Annotated in this window: 19 protein-coding genes and 1 tRNA gene; 15 read left to right on the top strand and 5 right to left on the bottom strand. The window is 45.7% G+C overall.

Annotated features, from left to right (window positions below; all coding sequences use genetic code 11):
• Window positions 1-196 precede the first annotated feature (196 nt).
• From proC to QVP67_RS02470, 3 genes are all read left to right on the top strand, one after another.
• On the top strand, window positions 197-973 hold the full coding sequence (proC, locus tag QVP67_RS02460) for a pyrroline-5-carboxylate reductase (RefSeq protein ID WP_022161970.1): 777 nt from the start codon (window positions 197-199) through the stop codon (window positions 971-973).
• 35 nt (window positions 974-1,008) lie between these two features.
• Window positions 1,009-1,557, top strand: a complete 549-nt coding sequence (locus QVP67_RS02465; protein ID WP_022161971.1) for a helix-turn-helix domain-containing protein — start codon at window positions 1,009-1,011, stop codon at window positions 1,555-1,557.
• A gap of 153 nt (window positions 1,558-1,710) precedes the next feature.
• Entirely contained in the window at window positions 1,711-3,366 is a 1,656-nt protein-coding gene (locus QVP67_RS02470) for an AMP-binding protein (RefSeq protein ID WP_071148497.1), read from the top strand.
• 133 nt (window positions 3,367-3,499) lie between these two features.
• Here the strand turns inward: QVP67_RS02470 and QVP67_RS02475 are convergent, their stop codons facing one another.
• Complete coding sequence (locus QVP67_RS02475; protein ID WP_022161973.1) at window positions 3,500-5,689, bottom strand: alpha-galactosidase; 2,190 nt, start codon at window positions 5,687-5,689, stop codon at window positions 3,500-3,502.
• A 438-nt stretch (window positions 5,690-6,127) separates the two neighbouring features.
• Between QVP67_RS02475 and QVP67_RS02480 the strand changes: the two genes are divergently transcribed.
• The 9 genes from QVP67_RS02480 (at window position 6,128) to QVP67_RS02520 (ending at window position 12,293) form a co-directional block, all read left to right on the top strand.
• Entirely contained in the window at window positions 6,128-7,630 is a 1,503-nt protein-coding gene (locus tag QVP67_RS02480) for a site-specific integrase (RefSeq protein WP_022161974.1), read from the top strand.
• Between the two features lie 298 nt (window positions 7,631-7,928).
• Window positions 7,929-8,207, top strand: a complete 279-nt coding sequence (locus QVP67_RS02485; RefSeq protein WP_022161975.1) for a helix-turn-helix domain-containing protein — start codon at window positions 7,929-7,931, stop codon at window positions 8,205-8,207.
• Window positions 8,208-8,209: 2 nt separating this feature from the next.
• Window positions 8,210-8,533 carry a hypothetical protein gene (locus tag QVP67_RS02490; RefSeq protein WP_022161976.1) on the top strand — a complete coding sequence of 108 codons (324 nt, stop codon included), beginning with the start codon at window positions 8,210-8,212 and terminating at the stop codon, window positions 8,531-8,533.
• 2 nt (window positions 8,534-8,535) lie between these two features.
• Window positions 8,536-9,555, top strand: coding sequence for an AAA family ATPase (locus tag QVP67_RS02495; RefSeq protein WP_022161977.1), 1,020 nt, complete (start codon window positions 8,536-8,538; stop codon window positions 9,553-9,555).
• A 154-nt stretch (window positions 9,556-9,709) separates the two neighbouring features.
• Complete coding sequence (locus tag QVP67_RS02500) at window positions 9,710-10,705, top strand: DUF6371 domain-containing protein (protein ID WP_022161978.1); 996 nt, start codon at window positions 9,710-9,712, stop codon at window positions 10,703-10,705.
• Between the two features lie 4 nt (window positions 10,706-10,709).
• Window positions 10,710-11,099 (top strand): RusA family crossover junction endodeoxyribonuclease, encoded by a 390-nt coding sequence (locus tag QVP67_RS02505; protein ID WP_022161979.1) that lies wholly within the window; start codon window positions 10,710-10,712, stop codon window positions 11,097-11,099.
• 12 nt (window positions 11,100-11,111) lie between these two features.
• Window positions 11,112-11,573 (top strand): hypothetical protein, encoded by a 462-nt coding sequence (locus QVP67_RS02510; protein WP_022161980.1) that lies wholly within the window; start codon window positions 11,112-11,114, stop codon window positions 11,571-11,573.
• A 72-nt stretch (window positions 11,574-11,645) separates the two neighbouring features.
• Window positions 11,646-11,873, top strand: coding sequence for a hypothetical protein (locus QVP67_RS02515; protein ID WP_022161981.1), 228 nt, complete (start codon window positions 11,646-11,648; stop codon window positions 11,871-11,873).
• A 66-nt stretch (window positions 11,874-11,939) separates the two neighbouring features.
• A complete protein-coding gene (locus tag QVP67_RS02520) occupies window positions 11,940-12,293 on the top strand; it encodes a hypothetical protein (RefSeq protein ID WP_154043825.1) in 354 nt (117 codons plus the stop codon).
• 375 nt (window positions 12,294-12,668) lie between these two features.
• Here the strand turns inward: QVP67_RS02520 and QVP67_RS02525 are convergent, their stop codons facing one another.
• Genes QVP67_RS02525 through QVP67_RS02535 form a run of 3 tightly spaced genes read right to left on the bottom strand, consistent with a single transcriptional unit; the run spans window position 12,669 to window position 13,648 of the window.
• Window positions 12,669-12,986, bottom strand: coding sequence for a hypothetical protein (locus QVP67_RS02525; RefSeq protein ID WP_022161983.1), 318 nt, complete (start codon window positions 12,984-12,986; stop codon window positions 12,669-12,671).
• A 4-nt stretch (window positions 12,987-12,990) separates the two neighbouring features.
• Window positions 12,991-13,398: a hypothetical protein gene (locus QVP67_RS02530; RefSeq protein WP_022161984.1), complete on the bottom strand. Its 408-nt coding sequence runs from the start codon at window positions 13,396-13,398 to the stop codon at window positions 12,991-12,993.
• Window position 13,399: 1 nt separating this feature from the next.
• On the bottom strand, window positions 13,400-13,648 hold the full coding sequence (locus tag QVP67_RS02535; RefSeq protein ID WP_022161985.1) for a helix-turn-helix domain-containing protein: 249 nt from the start codon (window positions 13,646-13,648) through the stop codon (window positions 13,400-13,402).
• 168 nt (window positions 13,649-13,816) lie between these two features.
• On the opposite strand from QVP67_RS02535, the gene QVP67_RS02540 reads away from it, so the two are divergent.
• From QVP67_RS02540 to QVP67_RS02550, 3 genes are read left to right on the top strand one after another with little or no spacing between them, the layout of a single operon-like run.
• Window positions 13,817-14,110 (top strand): hypothetical protein, encoded by a 294-nt coding sequence (locus QVP67_RS02540; RefSeq protein ID WP_022161986.1) that lies wholly within the window; start codon window positions 13,817-13,819, stop codon window positions 14,108-14,110.
• A 25-nt stretch (window positions 14,111-14,135) separates the two neighbouring features.
• On the top strand, window positions 14,136-14,465 hold the full coding sequence (locus tag QVP67_RS02545) for an SH3 beta-barrel fold-containing protein (protein WP_022161987.1): 330 nt from the start codon (window positions 14,136-14,138) through the stop codon (window positions 14,463-14,465).
• Window positions 14,466-14,519: 54 nt separating this feature from the next.
• The gene (locus QVP67_RS02550; protein ID WP_022161988.1) at window positions 14,520-14,852 is read left to right on the top strand and encodes a hypothetical protein; all 333 of its coding nucleotides are present in this window, start codon (window positions 14,520-14,522) and stop codon (window positions 14,850-14,852) included.
• 342 nt (window positions 14,853-15,194) lie between these two features.
• On the opposite strand, the gene QVP67_RS02555 is transcribed toward QVP67_RS02550, so the two are convergent.
• Window positions 15,195-15,279: transfer RNA gene (locus tag QVP67_RS02555), tRNA-Leu, on the bottom strand.
• Window positions 15,280-15,292 lie beyond the last annotated feature (13 nt).

Consider the following 15,292-nt stretch of genomic DNA (forward strand, 5'->3'; position numbering starts at 1 on the left):
GCTCGCGAGCCACACTTGTGTTTCTCGCGAGCCGTACAAGTGTCTCTCAGAAGCCCCTCAGGTGCTCCCTCCGCAAGGTTCACGACCACTCCCCCTCCATCTGCTTTTTCGCAAGGAAAGACAGCATTTTGATAGTATATTCTAAAAAAAATGTATAATTTTGCCCGAAGAGAAAAGAATTTAATTGACCAACGATATGAAGATAGCAATCATAGGTGCGGGCAACATGGGAGGAGCCATCGCCCGCGGGCTGTGCAAGGGAACCATCATCCCTGCCGCCAACATTATCGTATCCGATCCCTCGGCTCAGAAGTTAGAAGCCCTGAAGGCCGACTATCCCGACATCTGCACCACCAGCGACAACTGCCAGGCTGCCAGCCAGGCCGACATCGTGCTGCTGGCCGTCAAACCTTGGCTGGTACACGACGTGCTCAGCGGAATCAAGTTGAACGAACAGCAGATGCTCATCTCCATCGCCGCCGGCATCAGTCTGGGCGAAATCTGGAACCTGCTTGGATGTCCTCAGATGCCCATCTTCCGCCTGATACCCAACACCGCCATCAGCGAGATGCAGAGCATGACACTCATTGCCAGTGCCCACGCCAGTGCCGAACAGCAACAACTGGTGCTCGACATCTTCAACGAAATGGGACTGGCCATGCTGCTGCCCGAAGAAAAGTTTGCTGCTGCCACGGCCATGACCTCGTGCGGCATCGCCTATGCCCTGAAGTACATCCAGGCAGTCATGCAAGCAGGCATCGAGCTGGGCATCTATCCCAAGGACGGCATGAAGATGGTGGCCCAGTCCGTCAAAGGTGCCGCCGAACTCATCCTGAAAGGCGACACCCATCCCGCACTTGAGATAGACAAAGTCTGCACCCCCGGCGGACTTACCATCAAAGGCATCAACAGCCTGGAGCACGATGGATTCACGTCGGCACTTATCAAGGCGGTAAAAAACAGTACCATTTAATACTAAACACTAACAGCTAACCACTAAATAACAGTATGGACGAACAGATTAAACAAATAGCCGAGCGTCTGCGTGGACTGCGCGACGCCATGGAACTGACAACGGAAGAACTGGCCAGCGATTGCGGCATCGACCGTCAGGAGTACGAACAAGCCGAATCGGGCGAGCACGACATCTCCGTAAGCATGATGCAGCAGATAGCCCGCCACTACGGCATCGCCCTCGATGCCCTGATGTTCGGTGAAGAGCCCAAGATGAGCACCTACTTCCTGACCCGCGCCGGCAAAGGCGTAAGCGTAGAGCGAACCAAAGCCTACAAGTACCAGTCACTGGCTGCCGGATTCAAGGACCGCAAGGCCGACCCGTTCATCGTCACCGTCGAGCCCAACGATAACCCCATGCACTACAACACGCATCAGGGACAAGAGTTCAACCTCGTCATCGAAGGCACCCTGCTGCTCAGCATCGGCGGCAAGGAAGTCACCCTGTATCCGGGCGACAGCATCTACTTCAACTCCAGCCTGCCACACGGCATGAAAGCGCTGGACGGAAAAACCGTACGGTTCCTGGCAATAATCATGTAAATGAAGAACTAAAAATGAAGAATGAAGAATTTCCATGCAGCGGGGCAGCTTGCCCGGATTCTTCATTATTCGTTCTTCATTCTTCATTCAAACAGAGATTCTTCATTCTTAATTCTCAATTCTTCATTAAAAAGATTCTTCATTACAACAACTATGATAGAAAGATTTCTAAAACAGACCACATTTACCTCACAACAGGACTTCAAAGAGAACCTGAAAATAAACGTACCCGAGAACTTCAACTTCGGCTACGACGTCGTCGACGCCTGGGCAGCCGAACAACCCGATAAACCCGCCCTGCTCTGGACCAACGACAAAGGCGAACACCGCCAGTTCACCTTCGCCGACATGAAGCGCTACACCGACCAGACGGCCAGCTACTTCCAGAGCCTTGGCATCGGCCACGGCGACATGGTGATGCTCATCCTGAAACGCCGTTACGAGTTCTGGTTCAGCATTGTGGCCCTGCATAAGCTGGGAGCCGTTGTCATCCCCGCCACCCATCTGCTGACGAAGAAAGACATCGTCTACCGCTGCAACGCTGCCGACATCAAAATGATTGTCTGCGCAGGCGAAACGGTCATCACCGACCACATCACCGCCGCCATGCCCGAGTCGCCTAGCGTGAAGTGCCTGGTCAGCGTAGGTCCCGAAGTGCCCGAAGGCTACGAAGACTTCCACAAGGGCATCGAAGCCGCCGCACCCTTTGTCCGCCCCGAACACGTCAACACCAACGACGACATCTCGCTGATGTACTTCACCAGCGGCACCACGGGCGAACCCAAGATGGTGGCTCACGACTTCACCTACCCGCTGGGACACATCGTGACGGGCTACATCTGGCACAACCTGAAGCCCAACAGCCTGCACCTCACCATCGCCGACACCGGCTGGGGCAAGGCCGTATGGGGCAAACTGTACGGACAGTGGATAGCCGGAGCCAACGTCTTCGTCTACGACCACGAGAAGTTCACGCCTGCCGACATCCTGCAGAAGATTCAAGACTATCACGTCACTTCGCTTTGCGCGCCGCCCACCATCTTCCGCTTCCTCATCCACGAAGACCTGACGAAGTACGACCTGTCTTGTCTGGAGTACTGCACCATCGCCGGCGAAGCCCTGAACCCCGCCGTGTTCGAGACCTTCAAGAAACTGACCGGCATCCGTCTGATGGAAGGATTCGGGCAGACCGAAACCACCCTGACCGTAGCCACCATGCCTTGGATGGACCCCAAACCCGGCAGCATGGGTTTGCCCAATCCGCAATACGATGTCGACCTCATCGACCACGAAGGTCGCTCGGTAGAAGCCGGCGAGCAGGGACAAATCGTCATCCGTACCGACAAGGGTAAGCCCCTCGGCCTCTTCAAAGAGTACTACCGCGATCCCGAACGCACCCGCGAAGCTTGGCACGACGGCATCTACTACACAGGCGACGTGGCCTGGAAGGACGAAGACGGCTACTTGTGGTTTGTTGGCCGTGCCGACGATGTCATCAAGAGTTCGGGCTACCGCATCGGCCCGTTCGAAGTAGAAAGCGCGCTGATGACCCATCCTGCCGTTGTAGAGTGTGCCATTACCGGTGTACCCGACGAAATCCGAGGTCAGGTAGTGAAAGCCACCATCGTCCTCTCCAAAGCCTACAAGGACAAGGCCGGCGATGCCCTCATCAAGGAGCTTCAGAACCACGTGAAGAAGGTGACCGCCCCCTACAAGTACCCGCGCGTCATCGAGTTCGTCGACGAACTGCCCAAGACCATCAGCGGAAAGATCCGCCGTGTGGAGATACGGAAGAACGACGAGAAATAATAAGCAGTAGCTATTATGTCATTAAAAATTCCCAGTTAGGCAAAAATTTTTCCCTAACTGGGGAAAAAATACAGGCTACTTATAGCCATTCTGCAACCCTGCACAAGGCAAACAGACGGCTGCTGCCCAATCCTCAATCAACCACCTCGAACAGCAGCGCCAGGCTCGAATACTCTGTCCGCAATGCGGATGCTACAGACAGTCCTGCCTCCTTAAGTATCTTGCCGCTGATGACTTTGCCGTTCAGGGCCGAGGGCTTCTGCTCATTTTCCGGCGTAAGGTCGGTGATGCGGTATGTTTTGTTTTCGTCCAAACCGGAAAGTACGACGTCGGGCATAAGCTGGTTGAGGAAATGCTCTGTCTTATAGACAAACAGTACAGCCTTATCCTTTTCGGGAGTGGCATACATCAGGGAAGCAATTCCTTTCTTGTCGTACGGAGATACAAGGCGGTAAAGATCGCCAAACTGTACAACCGGACGTATCTTCTTGTACGCAGCTATGGCTCGTCCGGCAAATGCCTTATCGGCATCGGTCATGTCCTTGGGCTGTATTTCCATGCCAAGGCGGGCGGACATGGCAACGTCGAAACGGTATTTCAGCGGAAGTACCCTGCCGGTCTGGTGATTTCTGTTGGCGCTTACATGAGAAGCCATCGCTATGGACGGATAGAAATTGGAAACGCCCCACTGCATATAGATGCGTTGCAAGGCATCCGTATCATCGCTCGTCCAGAATTCGTTGAAATAAGGCAGGAAGCCGTAATTCACTCTACCTCCGCCACTGGCACATGCCTGAATCACCAGATTCGGATATTTTGCACGAATGCGCTCCAATACTTTATTCATGCCCCGGTGATACTCGATGTAGATGTGCGACTGTTTCTGATTGGGCAGATAGTGGGAACCGTAGTTCATAAGAGCCGCGTTGGCATCCCATTTGATATAAGCTATTTCGGGATATTCGGTCATCAGTTTGTCGACTACGCCGAATACAAAGTCCTGCACTTCCGGATTGGTCAGGTCCAGCACAACCTGGCTTCCTCCACGTCCGGTCGTAAGCGGGCGATTGTCCTGGCTCAGTACCCAGTCGGGATGCTTCTCAAACAGTTCGCTTTTGGTGTTGGCCATTTCCGGTTCAATCCAGATGCCAAACTTGATATTATGTTTTTTGGCCGAAGCCAGAAGCCCTCCGATGCCTTCGGGCAGTTTTTCCCTGCAGACGGTCCAGTCGCCCAGACTTGTTTTGTCGTTATTGCGCGGATATTTGTCGCCAAACCATCCGTCGTCCATTACGAACAGTTCGCCGCCCATTGCCGACATGTCTTTCATCATCTGGTCCATTCCTTCCTGATTGACATTGAAGTACACGCCTTCCCAACTGTTCAGCAGGATGTCGCGTTCTTTGTTCCCCTGATTCAGCTTGTACGCCCGGGCCCATCTGTGGAATGCACGGCTCACGCCGCCCTTGCCTTCGGAACTGTAGGTCATGGCCAGTTCGGGAGTTACGAACGTTTCTTTAGGCTCTAAAATATAATGCGAAACTTCCTCGTTTATTCCTGCGATTACATTGATTCTTGAGTTGTCTGCAATAATCTTCATCAGATAGTTTCCGCTCCATGCCAACGATGCTCCGATCACCCTTCCGTTTTCTTCCTGCGGGCAACCATCCAAAGTGAGCATAAACGACGGATTGTCTGTCTGCGTATTGCGTATTCCCTCCTTGTTGGCTATTACCTTCTGTCCGTTGGTCAGCTTCTCTTCTTCCATCATGTTTTCGGCACCCCACGTACCGTGAAAATGAGTCAGCCAGTTATCGGCCCGCTTGACCGGCAGCGATGCAGAGGCGAACTTGTACAGGGTGAGCGCCTTCTTTGCGTTATTGGTTATTTCGACCCATGTCGAGATGATGTCCGTTCCCTTATACGCCTTGTAATACTGCTTGACAACCAAAGGATAGACTTTGTCCTTCAGCGTGATTTCGGTTATATCCGATTCCTCGTCCGAGTACTGCCTTACTCCTTCCACAACCAGGTCGACCGACATATTGCCGTCCGAATGTGCCACGGCAAAAGCTTTCTCGCCATACGAACTGATGCCGAAGCACGGATAAGTTTCTGCCCAGTATGCCAGACCGGCATTGTATATGCCGTCTATTTCATTCTCGGCGATTCTCGTTCCGTAATACTGGAACCTTGCCTGTTTTCCCTCGTCAGCCTTGATAAGCAATGAGGTGTGCCGCGTTGATACCAAATAGTCTTTTGCCGACAGTGCCCCTGCCGACAATGCTCCTAAAAGAAGCAATCCTAAAAATTTCCCATTCATACGTATTCAATCTGTTATTATAATACAACCTATGTGCAATATTCGCAAAATAATCTGACATCTGCAAGCAAATGGGCAAGAGGTTACAGGGGATGCTGCGGCGAAGCGGTAGGATGCGAAGTTGGGAAGGGGAAATGAATCTTTCAAGATTTATGTAAACTCGACGCAACCGCCTCAAAACAAAAATCGCAACCAGCTGTCATCCAGATGATTGCGATTTTTATTTCGTACTCGAAGCGGGAATACTAAATATAAAATACTATGAAATAACATAAATCTTAATACTACTGATATTCAGCATATTATAAATACAGAATATTGCACGAAATATCATAAAATTGCATTAAATTGAAATTATCACGCCAAAAACACGCCAAAAATTTGAAATTGGCGTGACTATTGTGTATATTTGTAGTGCGTTTTAAAATTAATATCATTATGGCAACAATAGAATTAAGATTATCGTCTAAGATTCAAGACAACGGAAGAAGTGAAGTATTACTTCGCTTATATCAGGGAAGCAGACTAAATTTGCGAGCAAAAACAGGCGTTTATGTATGTCCTGAACATTTTGAGTATTACATAGACCGTAAGAACACACTACTTACAGGCGGTAAGGTTTCTGATAAAGCGGTCACTATGACGTTAGCGGATGCAGTAAAAAATAAAGTAGTCGTATTCGACCGTGGCGAGGTGGTTGTAAAAAATAGGATTGAGTCAGAGGATAAAACCTATCACGACCAAGCAAAAGACACAATAGACAATTTAAAGAGAACCATTATCAGTGAATATGAAAAAGCAGCCAAAGACACGCTAACAAGTGCATGGCTACAAACCGTTATTGATAAGTTTCACCACCCCGAGAAATATCAGGAAAAAGAAGAAAAACAAGAAAAGCGTTCTTTCTTCGACCACATGATAGACTTTCGTGATAATGCAAAAAAGAAAGTAAACGGAAAGCGAGAGGGCGACAAGTCGGACGTATGGAAAAAGAATTTCGATGTGCTTGTTCGCGCGCTTCGCAGATATGAAATGTTTGTCCGGCTATCAGATAAGGAGAGAAAGAACTTCACTTTAGACATTGACACGATGAAGAGCGACACGCTTAGCGACATAGAAAGCTATTTGAGAAACGAACATTCCATACTTGAAGAATATCCTAAAATCTTCGAAAAGATACCAGCCTCAACAGACAGCAGAAGAAGCCCGAAACCACAGCCACGAGGAAACAATACCATTTGCGCCCTGTTTAATAAGCTGAAAGCGTTCTTTAATTGGCTGAATGAAAAGAATATCACTGCAAACAATCCGTTCAAAGGTTATGAGGGTGTAGTTTCCGAAAAATACGGCACGCCTTATTATATCACACTGGAGGAACGAAACACTATCGCTGACTTCGATTTATCCGAGCATCCACAAATGGAAATTCAGAGAGATATTTTTATTTTTCAATGTTGTATCGGATGCCGTGTTTCTGATTTGCTCAAACTCACAGAAAGCAACGTGATTAATGGCGCAGTAGAATACATTCCACATAAGACCAAGGGAGAGCGACAGAACGTAGTACGTGTCCCGCTAAATGGCCGAGCCTCCGCTTTGATGGAGAAATACAAGGGCGTGGATAGCAAAGGGCGTTTGTTTCCGTTTATTGCAGCGCAAAATTATAATGATAGTATCAAAGAAATATTCAGGTTATGCGGTATCACCCGAGCCGTCACGGTCATTAACAGCATTACAGGAAAAGAAGAACAAAGACCTATTAACGAGATTGCTTCCTCACACATGGCACGAAGAACATTTGTAGGGAATCTTTATAAGAGAGTGAAAGACCCAAGCCTGATTTCTTCCATGTCTGGCCATGCTGAGGGCAGCAAGGCTTTCTCCAGATACCGTGAGATTGACGATGAAGTAAAAAAAGCAACCGTTTCATTAATCGATTAAAACACATCTAACATAAAATATTTTTCAAGACTGCAAATTATTTGCGGTCTTTTTTTACCTATGAAGCGAAATAAAAACAAACATTTCCTCTATTGTTTCGTCTTAAAACTCTAAGAAATTCTGTGCAACCCAATTAATAAATACATTTGTCATGAACATGATGCGAAGCGGTGACAGGCACATAATCCACGAGAGGGGCTGGTCTCACGGCAACTCCACGCCTGGAAACGAAAGAAGCTATATTGTTCCAAAGCAGTAAAGCCGAGAGAGAATAAGGTCATAGACTGCCAAAAGTAAAATGAGCATTAAAGAAATTATCAACAGTGGAACAAATGTACAATTAGTTGTTAATGTTTTGGATCTTAAAGAGGCATTTTATTCTTGGATGCAAGAAATCGTACAACATGAAAACAAAAAAGAAGAAACATACCTAACACCATCCGAGGTTTGCTCCAAACTTAGAATAGACAAGACTACACTTTGGAGGTGGAATAAAACGGGGTATCTAAAGAAAGTAAAGGTTGGGAATAAACCTTTTTACAAATTATCAGACATAGAAAAACTAAGGGAGGGCTGACTATGGAACAAAAGAAAAGAGCGACCGAAGCCGCCCCAATCCAAAACCTTACAGGGGCAAAGGTACGACAAGAAAAGGACATTGAAAAAGTTTTGGACTTCTTTCGCTATAAGGTTGGCACAACGCTCGATTGCATGTTTTCTACGGGAGTTCTCCGCAACTGCATCACATGGTACGTCCGTGACTTGGAACGTCTTGGATTGTTGCAAGCCATTTATGTAGCCAAAGACAGGCGGACACACTTCATGGCAAAGCACTATTCCGCCGACCCGTCCAAGTGGGTAAACAAGCCTGATACGCAACTGTCTTTATTTGGGGAGGGCTGACTATGGGTGTGAATGTGTTGCAAGAATTGTCCGCAGAGCAAATGAAGTTCAAGGCGGAAATCACGGAAGATAAGCTGAAATACCGTTTGCACATCCTTGACCTGTCTTTGCCTGCAAATGAACCGAAATTCATGTTTTCCATCGGTGGAGTGCCTACCATTCCGCAGGGTGAACTTGTCGGTATCAAAGGACGTGCCAAGATGGGGAAATCTCAATTCGAGTATTATCTCATTGCCGTTATGCTGGCAAATACTTCCCGTGGCTCTGTGAGGCCATTGCAAGACCGCTACAAGATTCTTTTATTTGACACGGAACAATCGCAAGTGAGCTTGAAAAAGTGCTGCCAGAGAGCCTTAAACTTCGCCGGGCTTCCGGCTGACAAGAATAACGAATGCTTCCTGCCTTTCTTCATGCGACCGCTATCCATTGAGGAACGGCGCAAAGTGATTGCCGATGCCGTGGACGCTGAAAAACCCGATATTGTCTTTATTGACGGTGTGCGTGACTTGCTCCAAGACTTTAACAGCCTCGACCAAAGTAACGACCTTATCCAATGGCTTCTTTCCTTGACGGCTGAGCATGGTTGCACCATCGTATCAGTACTTCATCAAAACAAGTCAAAAGACGATGGCAATATGCGTGGCCACTTGGGTACGGAGCTATTGAACAAGCTGACGGATTGCTTTGAGGTATCAAAGAAGGACGGGAAGTTTCTTGTCACGTGTACCGACAGCCGGAATGTTCCGTGCGGCGATTTGGCTTTCTCCATCAACGGAGAGGGAAACTTCCAAACGGAGGAAGCGGTTTCCGAAGATAAGAACTCCGCTCGTGCGGCAGAAATTCAACGGGTGCTTAAACTTTGCTTCAAAGACAAAGCATCCATGCGGTACGGTGAACTTGTAGAAGCCTATCAATTGGAGGCGGCTGTATCAGAACGAACCGCCAAAAGCCATGTGAGAGCGGCTAAGGACAACAATTTTATAGTAGTGCAAGATAGTCTTTATTCACTTGCACCAAAATAGAGGTGTAAACGGGTGCAGGGGTAGTGCAAAAGGGCAACCCCTATAAATAGGGGGTTGCACCATTGCACTAACATTCCCCACAGGTGCAACTTGCACCGAATTTGCACCACTTGCACCATTGCACTAAATATTCACCTTAAAATGATTGTTTGATATGGATAAATATAAATGGCAACTTCAAAAATACAGCGGACGGAACAGCCGCCACACTTGTCCGGCTTGCGGGCGACCGCATTGTTTCACCTATTATGTGGATGCTGCTGGGAATCCGCTTGCATCCGATGTCGGACGGTGCGAGCATCTTTCAAAGTGCGGTTATCACAAGACCCCGGCGCAATACTTTGCAGAGAATCCGCAGGAACGGGGACGAAAAGAGTATCACACGGCATTGCCTCAACAAAAGAAAGAGGTCAGGACGGATTACATACCTTTTTCTTTGATACAGCGGAGCGAAAGCATGGAAAATAACCTGATGCGCTATTTGGGGAAATACTTCCCGACTGATGATTTGAAACGTGTGACCGAAGCCTACCACTTAGGCAGCACTTCCAAAGGCGAAATCATCTATACGCAGTTGGACGTGCAGGGACGATGCCGGACGGGTAAAATCATTGACTACGACAAAGACGGACATAGAGTAAAACCCGAATGGGGCGATAAGGTGGACTGGATTCACAACCGCTACATGAAGATGCAGGGGAAAAGCAAAGATGACTTCAATCTGAAGCAATGCCTTTTCGGCGAGCATCTTCTTCCGGCACGGCCTAACGACATGGTTTGCCTGACGGAGGGAGAGAAAACGGCGGTCATTTGCTCGATGGTACTCCCCCAATTCGTGTGGGTATCATGCGGCGGTCAAGGAATGCTTACCGCTGAAAGATGCAAGCCGCTGGCAAATCGTGATGTGATTGTGTACGCTGATGCAAACGCCGTAAGTGAATGGGGCGAAAAAATCCAATCGCTTACCTTTTGCCGGAGCATCCATCTGTCCGGTTGGGCTAAGGATGAACCGCAGGGCAGTAAGCGTGACATTGCCGACCTCATTATGGATGAGCGCAAGCCGCTGGACAAGCCGACCACTATAGGAGACATTTGTCAGTGGATGGCGGAATTGGGCATACCAAAAGGACGTATCACTTTTAATATTTGATGCTATGGAAGTGGAAACGATACACGGTCAGATTATCGCAAAGGCTAACCACTATCAGGCTGTACCGGGAAAGTTCGGTACAAAGCGGATTATCAAGGATGAAAAGATAAGAACGTATGAACGTTCTTTTGCTCAACAATGCAAGATATACCGAAATAGGGGCATTTCAAGCCGTTTCCGCCTGTTTGTACGTGTATTTCACAGTTCGGTACGTTTCGACCTTGATAATAGCTTAAAAACGCTTTTGGATTGTCTGCAAATGGTCGGGGCCATTACGGACGATAAACTATGCTTTCAGATTACAGCGGAAAAGAAAATAGACAGATATCACCCCCGGATAGAGTTTGCTATTCTGGAGGTGAACGAGCAGAAACAATTATTTACTAACTTTTAAAATTTTCAGATTATGAGAAAAGATTTATTACATGCCATCGCAAATCTGGCAAGTACACAGGGTTACAAGAAAGCTAAAGAAGCTATCGAGAAATGGGATAAAGACACTGATATAGACAGATATTGGGCTATGCGTATCGCACACATTGCAGTATCTGACGGTTTGGGCATCCAAGCTGCAAAGCACGCCATTGATAATCCAGATCAATGGGACGGAAGAACTGAATCCGAAAAGATGGCTGATGCGATTTTGGGATATAACGCCCATTTTGACCCGGATTACAGAGACAACCCACATGATGACGGGCTTATTCATTGTAGCGGTGGAGGCTGTTATAGAAAAGGTAGTCCAGCAACTGAAAAGGAATGCGCCGATTTTGCCGACATGATTAACGCAGATACTAAAGCAATCCTAAAACACCCGGAAATGGGAGAATATCAGGCAATCGAGCATGAACGTTTCATTAATAAGTAAGCCTATGATGATAGGCTGATATGCCTAATTGGAACCGGTAACAGATTATTAACTAACTAAAAAAAGAAGCTTATGAAAAAAGTAGAATTGGTCGTTTCAGGAGAAGCAGGAGAAGAAAAAAGAATTGGAGTGAACGAATTGAAAGTATTTAGAATGGTAGACAAACGGATAAGCTTGCATGAGCCGTTGACTAAAGAAGATTTTTTCTCTGCTTTATGCCAGAGTAATGAAGAGGGTATCACTGTCGAAATTGATGAAAACAATTGCAATTTCGATGAGATAGTAAATGCATTGTCTTAAACATTCCGGGCAGGTTTGCCTCATAGGAGAATCTGCCCGGTTCAAAAGAACTCAAAAATAAAAACAGTGAATCAAGACGGAATGTCATTCAGCGTTTCCGATGGAAAGTTGAAAATTAAATATAAGGATGCGGAAATCATTCTAACAGAAGAAAATACAGATGTATTAAGAGAAATCCTGTATGATAATTATCGCTATAAAAAGGGAATCTGGAAGAAAAAAGAAAAAAAAGTGCTCAAAGCTATAGCAAAACATCAGGGTAAGGAAGCACCTGATAAAGAAACAGAACAGTATTATAAATCGCTTCAGGAGATGATTGGAAACACGGATGATATAGATTTGAAAATTCCAGAAGTGGATTTAAACTTTACAGATTTGCCGGAAGGCTTCCTTGACAGCGACATCTTTCAAATTAAATGAGTTAAATTAAGTCTCAGCGCACGCACACACGCGCGCAAAGAATTGTTTATTTTGTATATTTGTGTATGACGTGAGTATTAATGAGGGGGTCTGCAAAACAAAGACTCCCCTAATGATGTCTATTTGACGGACACCATGTAAGGGGATTACTGTTTTGGGAACTCCCTCAAATTGTGTCAGACAGATTTACATCATATCGAAGTAAGAAATATTACTTCTCGCTCCAGACCTGACCGTAATAATGTTACGGGAGTAAACTCAAAATTGCGTTGAGTCCCACGAGGTGTAAAATACCACATTTATCAAAACCGTAGAATCTACGCATTTAAACCGGCAGGAATTGGCCTAATATGGTTTTAGGGCGTATAAATCAGCTTATAAGCCTTTTTCTATCTCATGCCAGAGAGCTGTCATTTCTTTTGTAGGGGCCTCATCTTTACATAAAAATTCAAAATCTTTTCTTTGGTATGGGGTGTGTTCAAAGCATATCAAGTCAAGGAGGTAGTTTTTAGCCTCTACAGGGCGCAAATAACATAGTTTCCTATATTCTCTATGTTGTTGGTCTGAAAGTGGCTGAAAAAGACTTATTTCTTTATATGAGAAAACAGCCTCATACGCTCCATACCCGGAATAAAAGACATGGAGTGTAAAAGGCTTGTTTGTTTCAAGGATGGTTTGAGGTTTCTTTCTCATTTTTTTATTTTCGATGTATCTCGATAACCTTACCTAAATGAAAAGCTATTTGCCAAAAGGCGTACAGGTTGGCACGTATCATGTTTGGTATGAACCTGAACCCATCCACCTCAACTAAAGCCGTATCACGTTCTTTTGCGTACCCTACGGCAAGATAAAGGTACTTGTAAGGCTTCGGTACAAACGGGAAGTTCCCGTTATTGTAATCGTCAATGAAATACTCTTTGTCCGGCTGGGTGACATCTGGGTTAAGCACATACTTGCCTTTGCTGTCTTTGAGCAAGTAACGGTTGGCGGTAATGCCCTCCTTGATTTCCCGGTATTCCTCTTTCTTCGTACCCTCTACAATCTGGTCGAAGTACACTTGCTTGATGGGCAGGTAGAGGGTGTTCTCCTTTGTCGGTGCTTCCATGTTATTCTATCTTGATGTTGATACTCTTTCCGCAATGGGGGCAGTTAATTGTCAGAGCGTCTTTCTTGGGCTGCTCGAACAGTTCCGTTACCGGGCATCCTATGGCATCCGCAATCTTATTTAGAGTTTCTACCGTAGGATTCCCATTTACCATGTTAGAGAGGTTTACCCTATTAATCCCCATCTTGTCGGCAAGCTCTGTTATAGTCATGCCCCTTTCTTTGATTACTTCTTTAATTCTTAAATCCATATTGTAGTGTTTTAATATTCGATGCAAATATACGAATAAAATCTATTTGTAATGCTATATCGGTACATTTATTTGTTAAAGTAGTGTTAAAGACTTCTTTTTATTTGGTTGATTGTACCGTTTTATATTACATTTGCATCGCAATCGAAAATTAAAACATTACATAATATGAAAGCAATAAACGAAACAATAGCAAATGCGATAGTAGAAAACATCGAAGGCAACGAGGGTACGTTCTCTGTTGAGGTAGAAGTAAACAATACTCTGGTAGTTGTCGATGGCAGATTTGAGATTGACGGTTATTGTGAGGATGATTATTTCAACGGTACCGGCGCATGGGTAACTACTTACGTTTCTGTTTACATTGACGGTATAGAAGCCTATGACGAGGACGGCAACGAAGTAGATGTAGATTGCGACCTTACAGAGATTGAAAGAAGCGTTGAAAGACTGGCAGCATAATATTAACGATTAAAGATATACGACTATGGCAAAAGAATTTAAAAACAAGATGCGTGATTTGATGAAACGGGCTTGGATGCTCGTCAAGGTGTACGGCTTCTCAATGGCTGACGCAATGAAACAGGCTTGGTTAGTCCTGAAGCTGAAAGCAGCCCTGAAGAACGGTATAGTCAAGTTCATGTACGCAAAGTTGAACGGTGAAGTACGTACTGCATGGGGTACGCTTAAAGAGGGCTTGATACCCGAAACAAAAGGCACAGAGCGTAAAAAGAACGAAAGCCTCGTCACATACTACGACAACGAGAAACAGGCCTATAGGTCGTTTAAAGTGGCAAATTTGATAAAGATAGGATGATTATTAACCCGGTTGGATGGGTTCAAACCACCCAACCACAAAAAGATATAAAAAATGGGAACTATAAATTTAGATTACATCCAGAAAAATAATGATGTACAAAACGGTGAAACCTACCTTACAGAACAAAACATACGTTTTTTAAAGAGAATGTTTAAAGATGAATCTGTTTACATAAAACACATGGAAACGCTTTGGGCACTTAGGGCATTAACAGCCAAGAGCTGCGAAATACCCCAAGGCAAAGGGGTAAGATACGATAAGAACAACCCAATTTTCAGAATAACAGAGTTTACAAATGAGTTAATAGGCGCACTCTTAAATGATAATATAAATTTTAGTTTCGATGGCGAAAAGGTTAATCACTGGAAGATATTTCAACGATAAGCAAGCTAATATAATTTCGGATTTCAAAGACATTTAAACTACATTTTATCCAATCGTGTAAGGGGCATCCGCTGTGAAGCGTGTGTCTCTTTTTCATTTGAGAGTCTTAGTAAAAAAGTTTCTTGCTTATTTTAGCTAAATAGTTATCTTTGTACCAGAATGCCATAACGGTATTTTAAAACGCAAATGAAGGTCGTTTGTCAGGTGTGGCAAGCGGCCTTTTTTATTACGATAACAACGCCAAAACTACACACCAAAAAACTATCACGCCAAAATCACGCCAAAAATAGACAAAAGAAAAACGCTAACTACTCATTTCCAAGCAATTAGCGTTTATACCTGTACTCGAAGCGGGACTTGAACCCGCACAGCCGCAATGGCCAAGGGATTTTAAGTCCCTCGTGTCTACCGATTCCACCATTCGAGCATCCTTTCAAAGA

Source organism: Bacteroides sp. CAG:633 (genome assembly GCF_000435115.1).
GTDB classification, from domain to species: domain Bacteria; phylum Bacteroidota; class Bacteroidia; order Bacteroidales; family Bacteroidaceae; genus Bacteroides; species Bacteroides ndongoniae.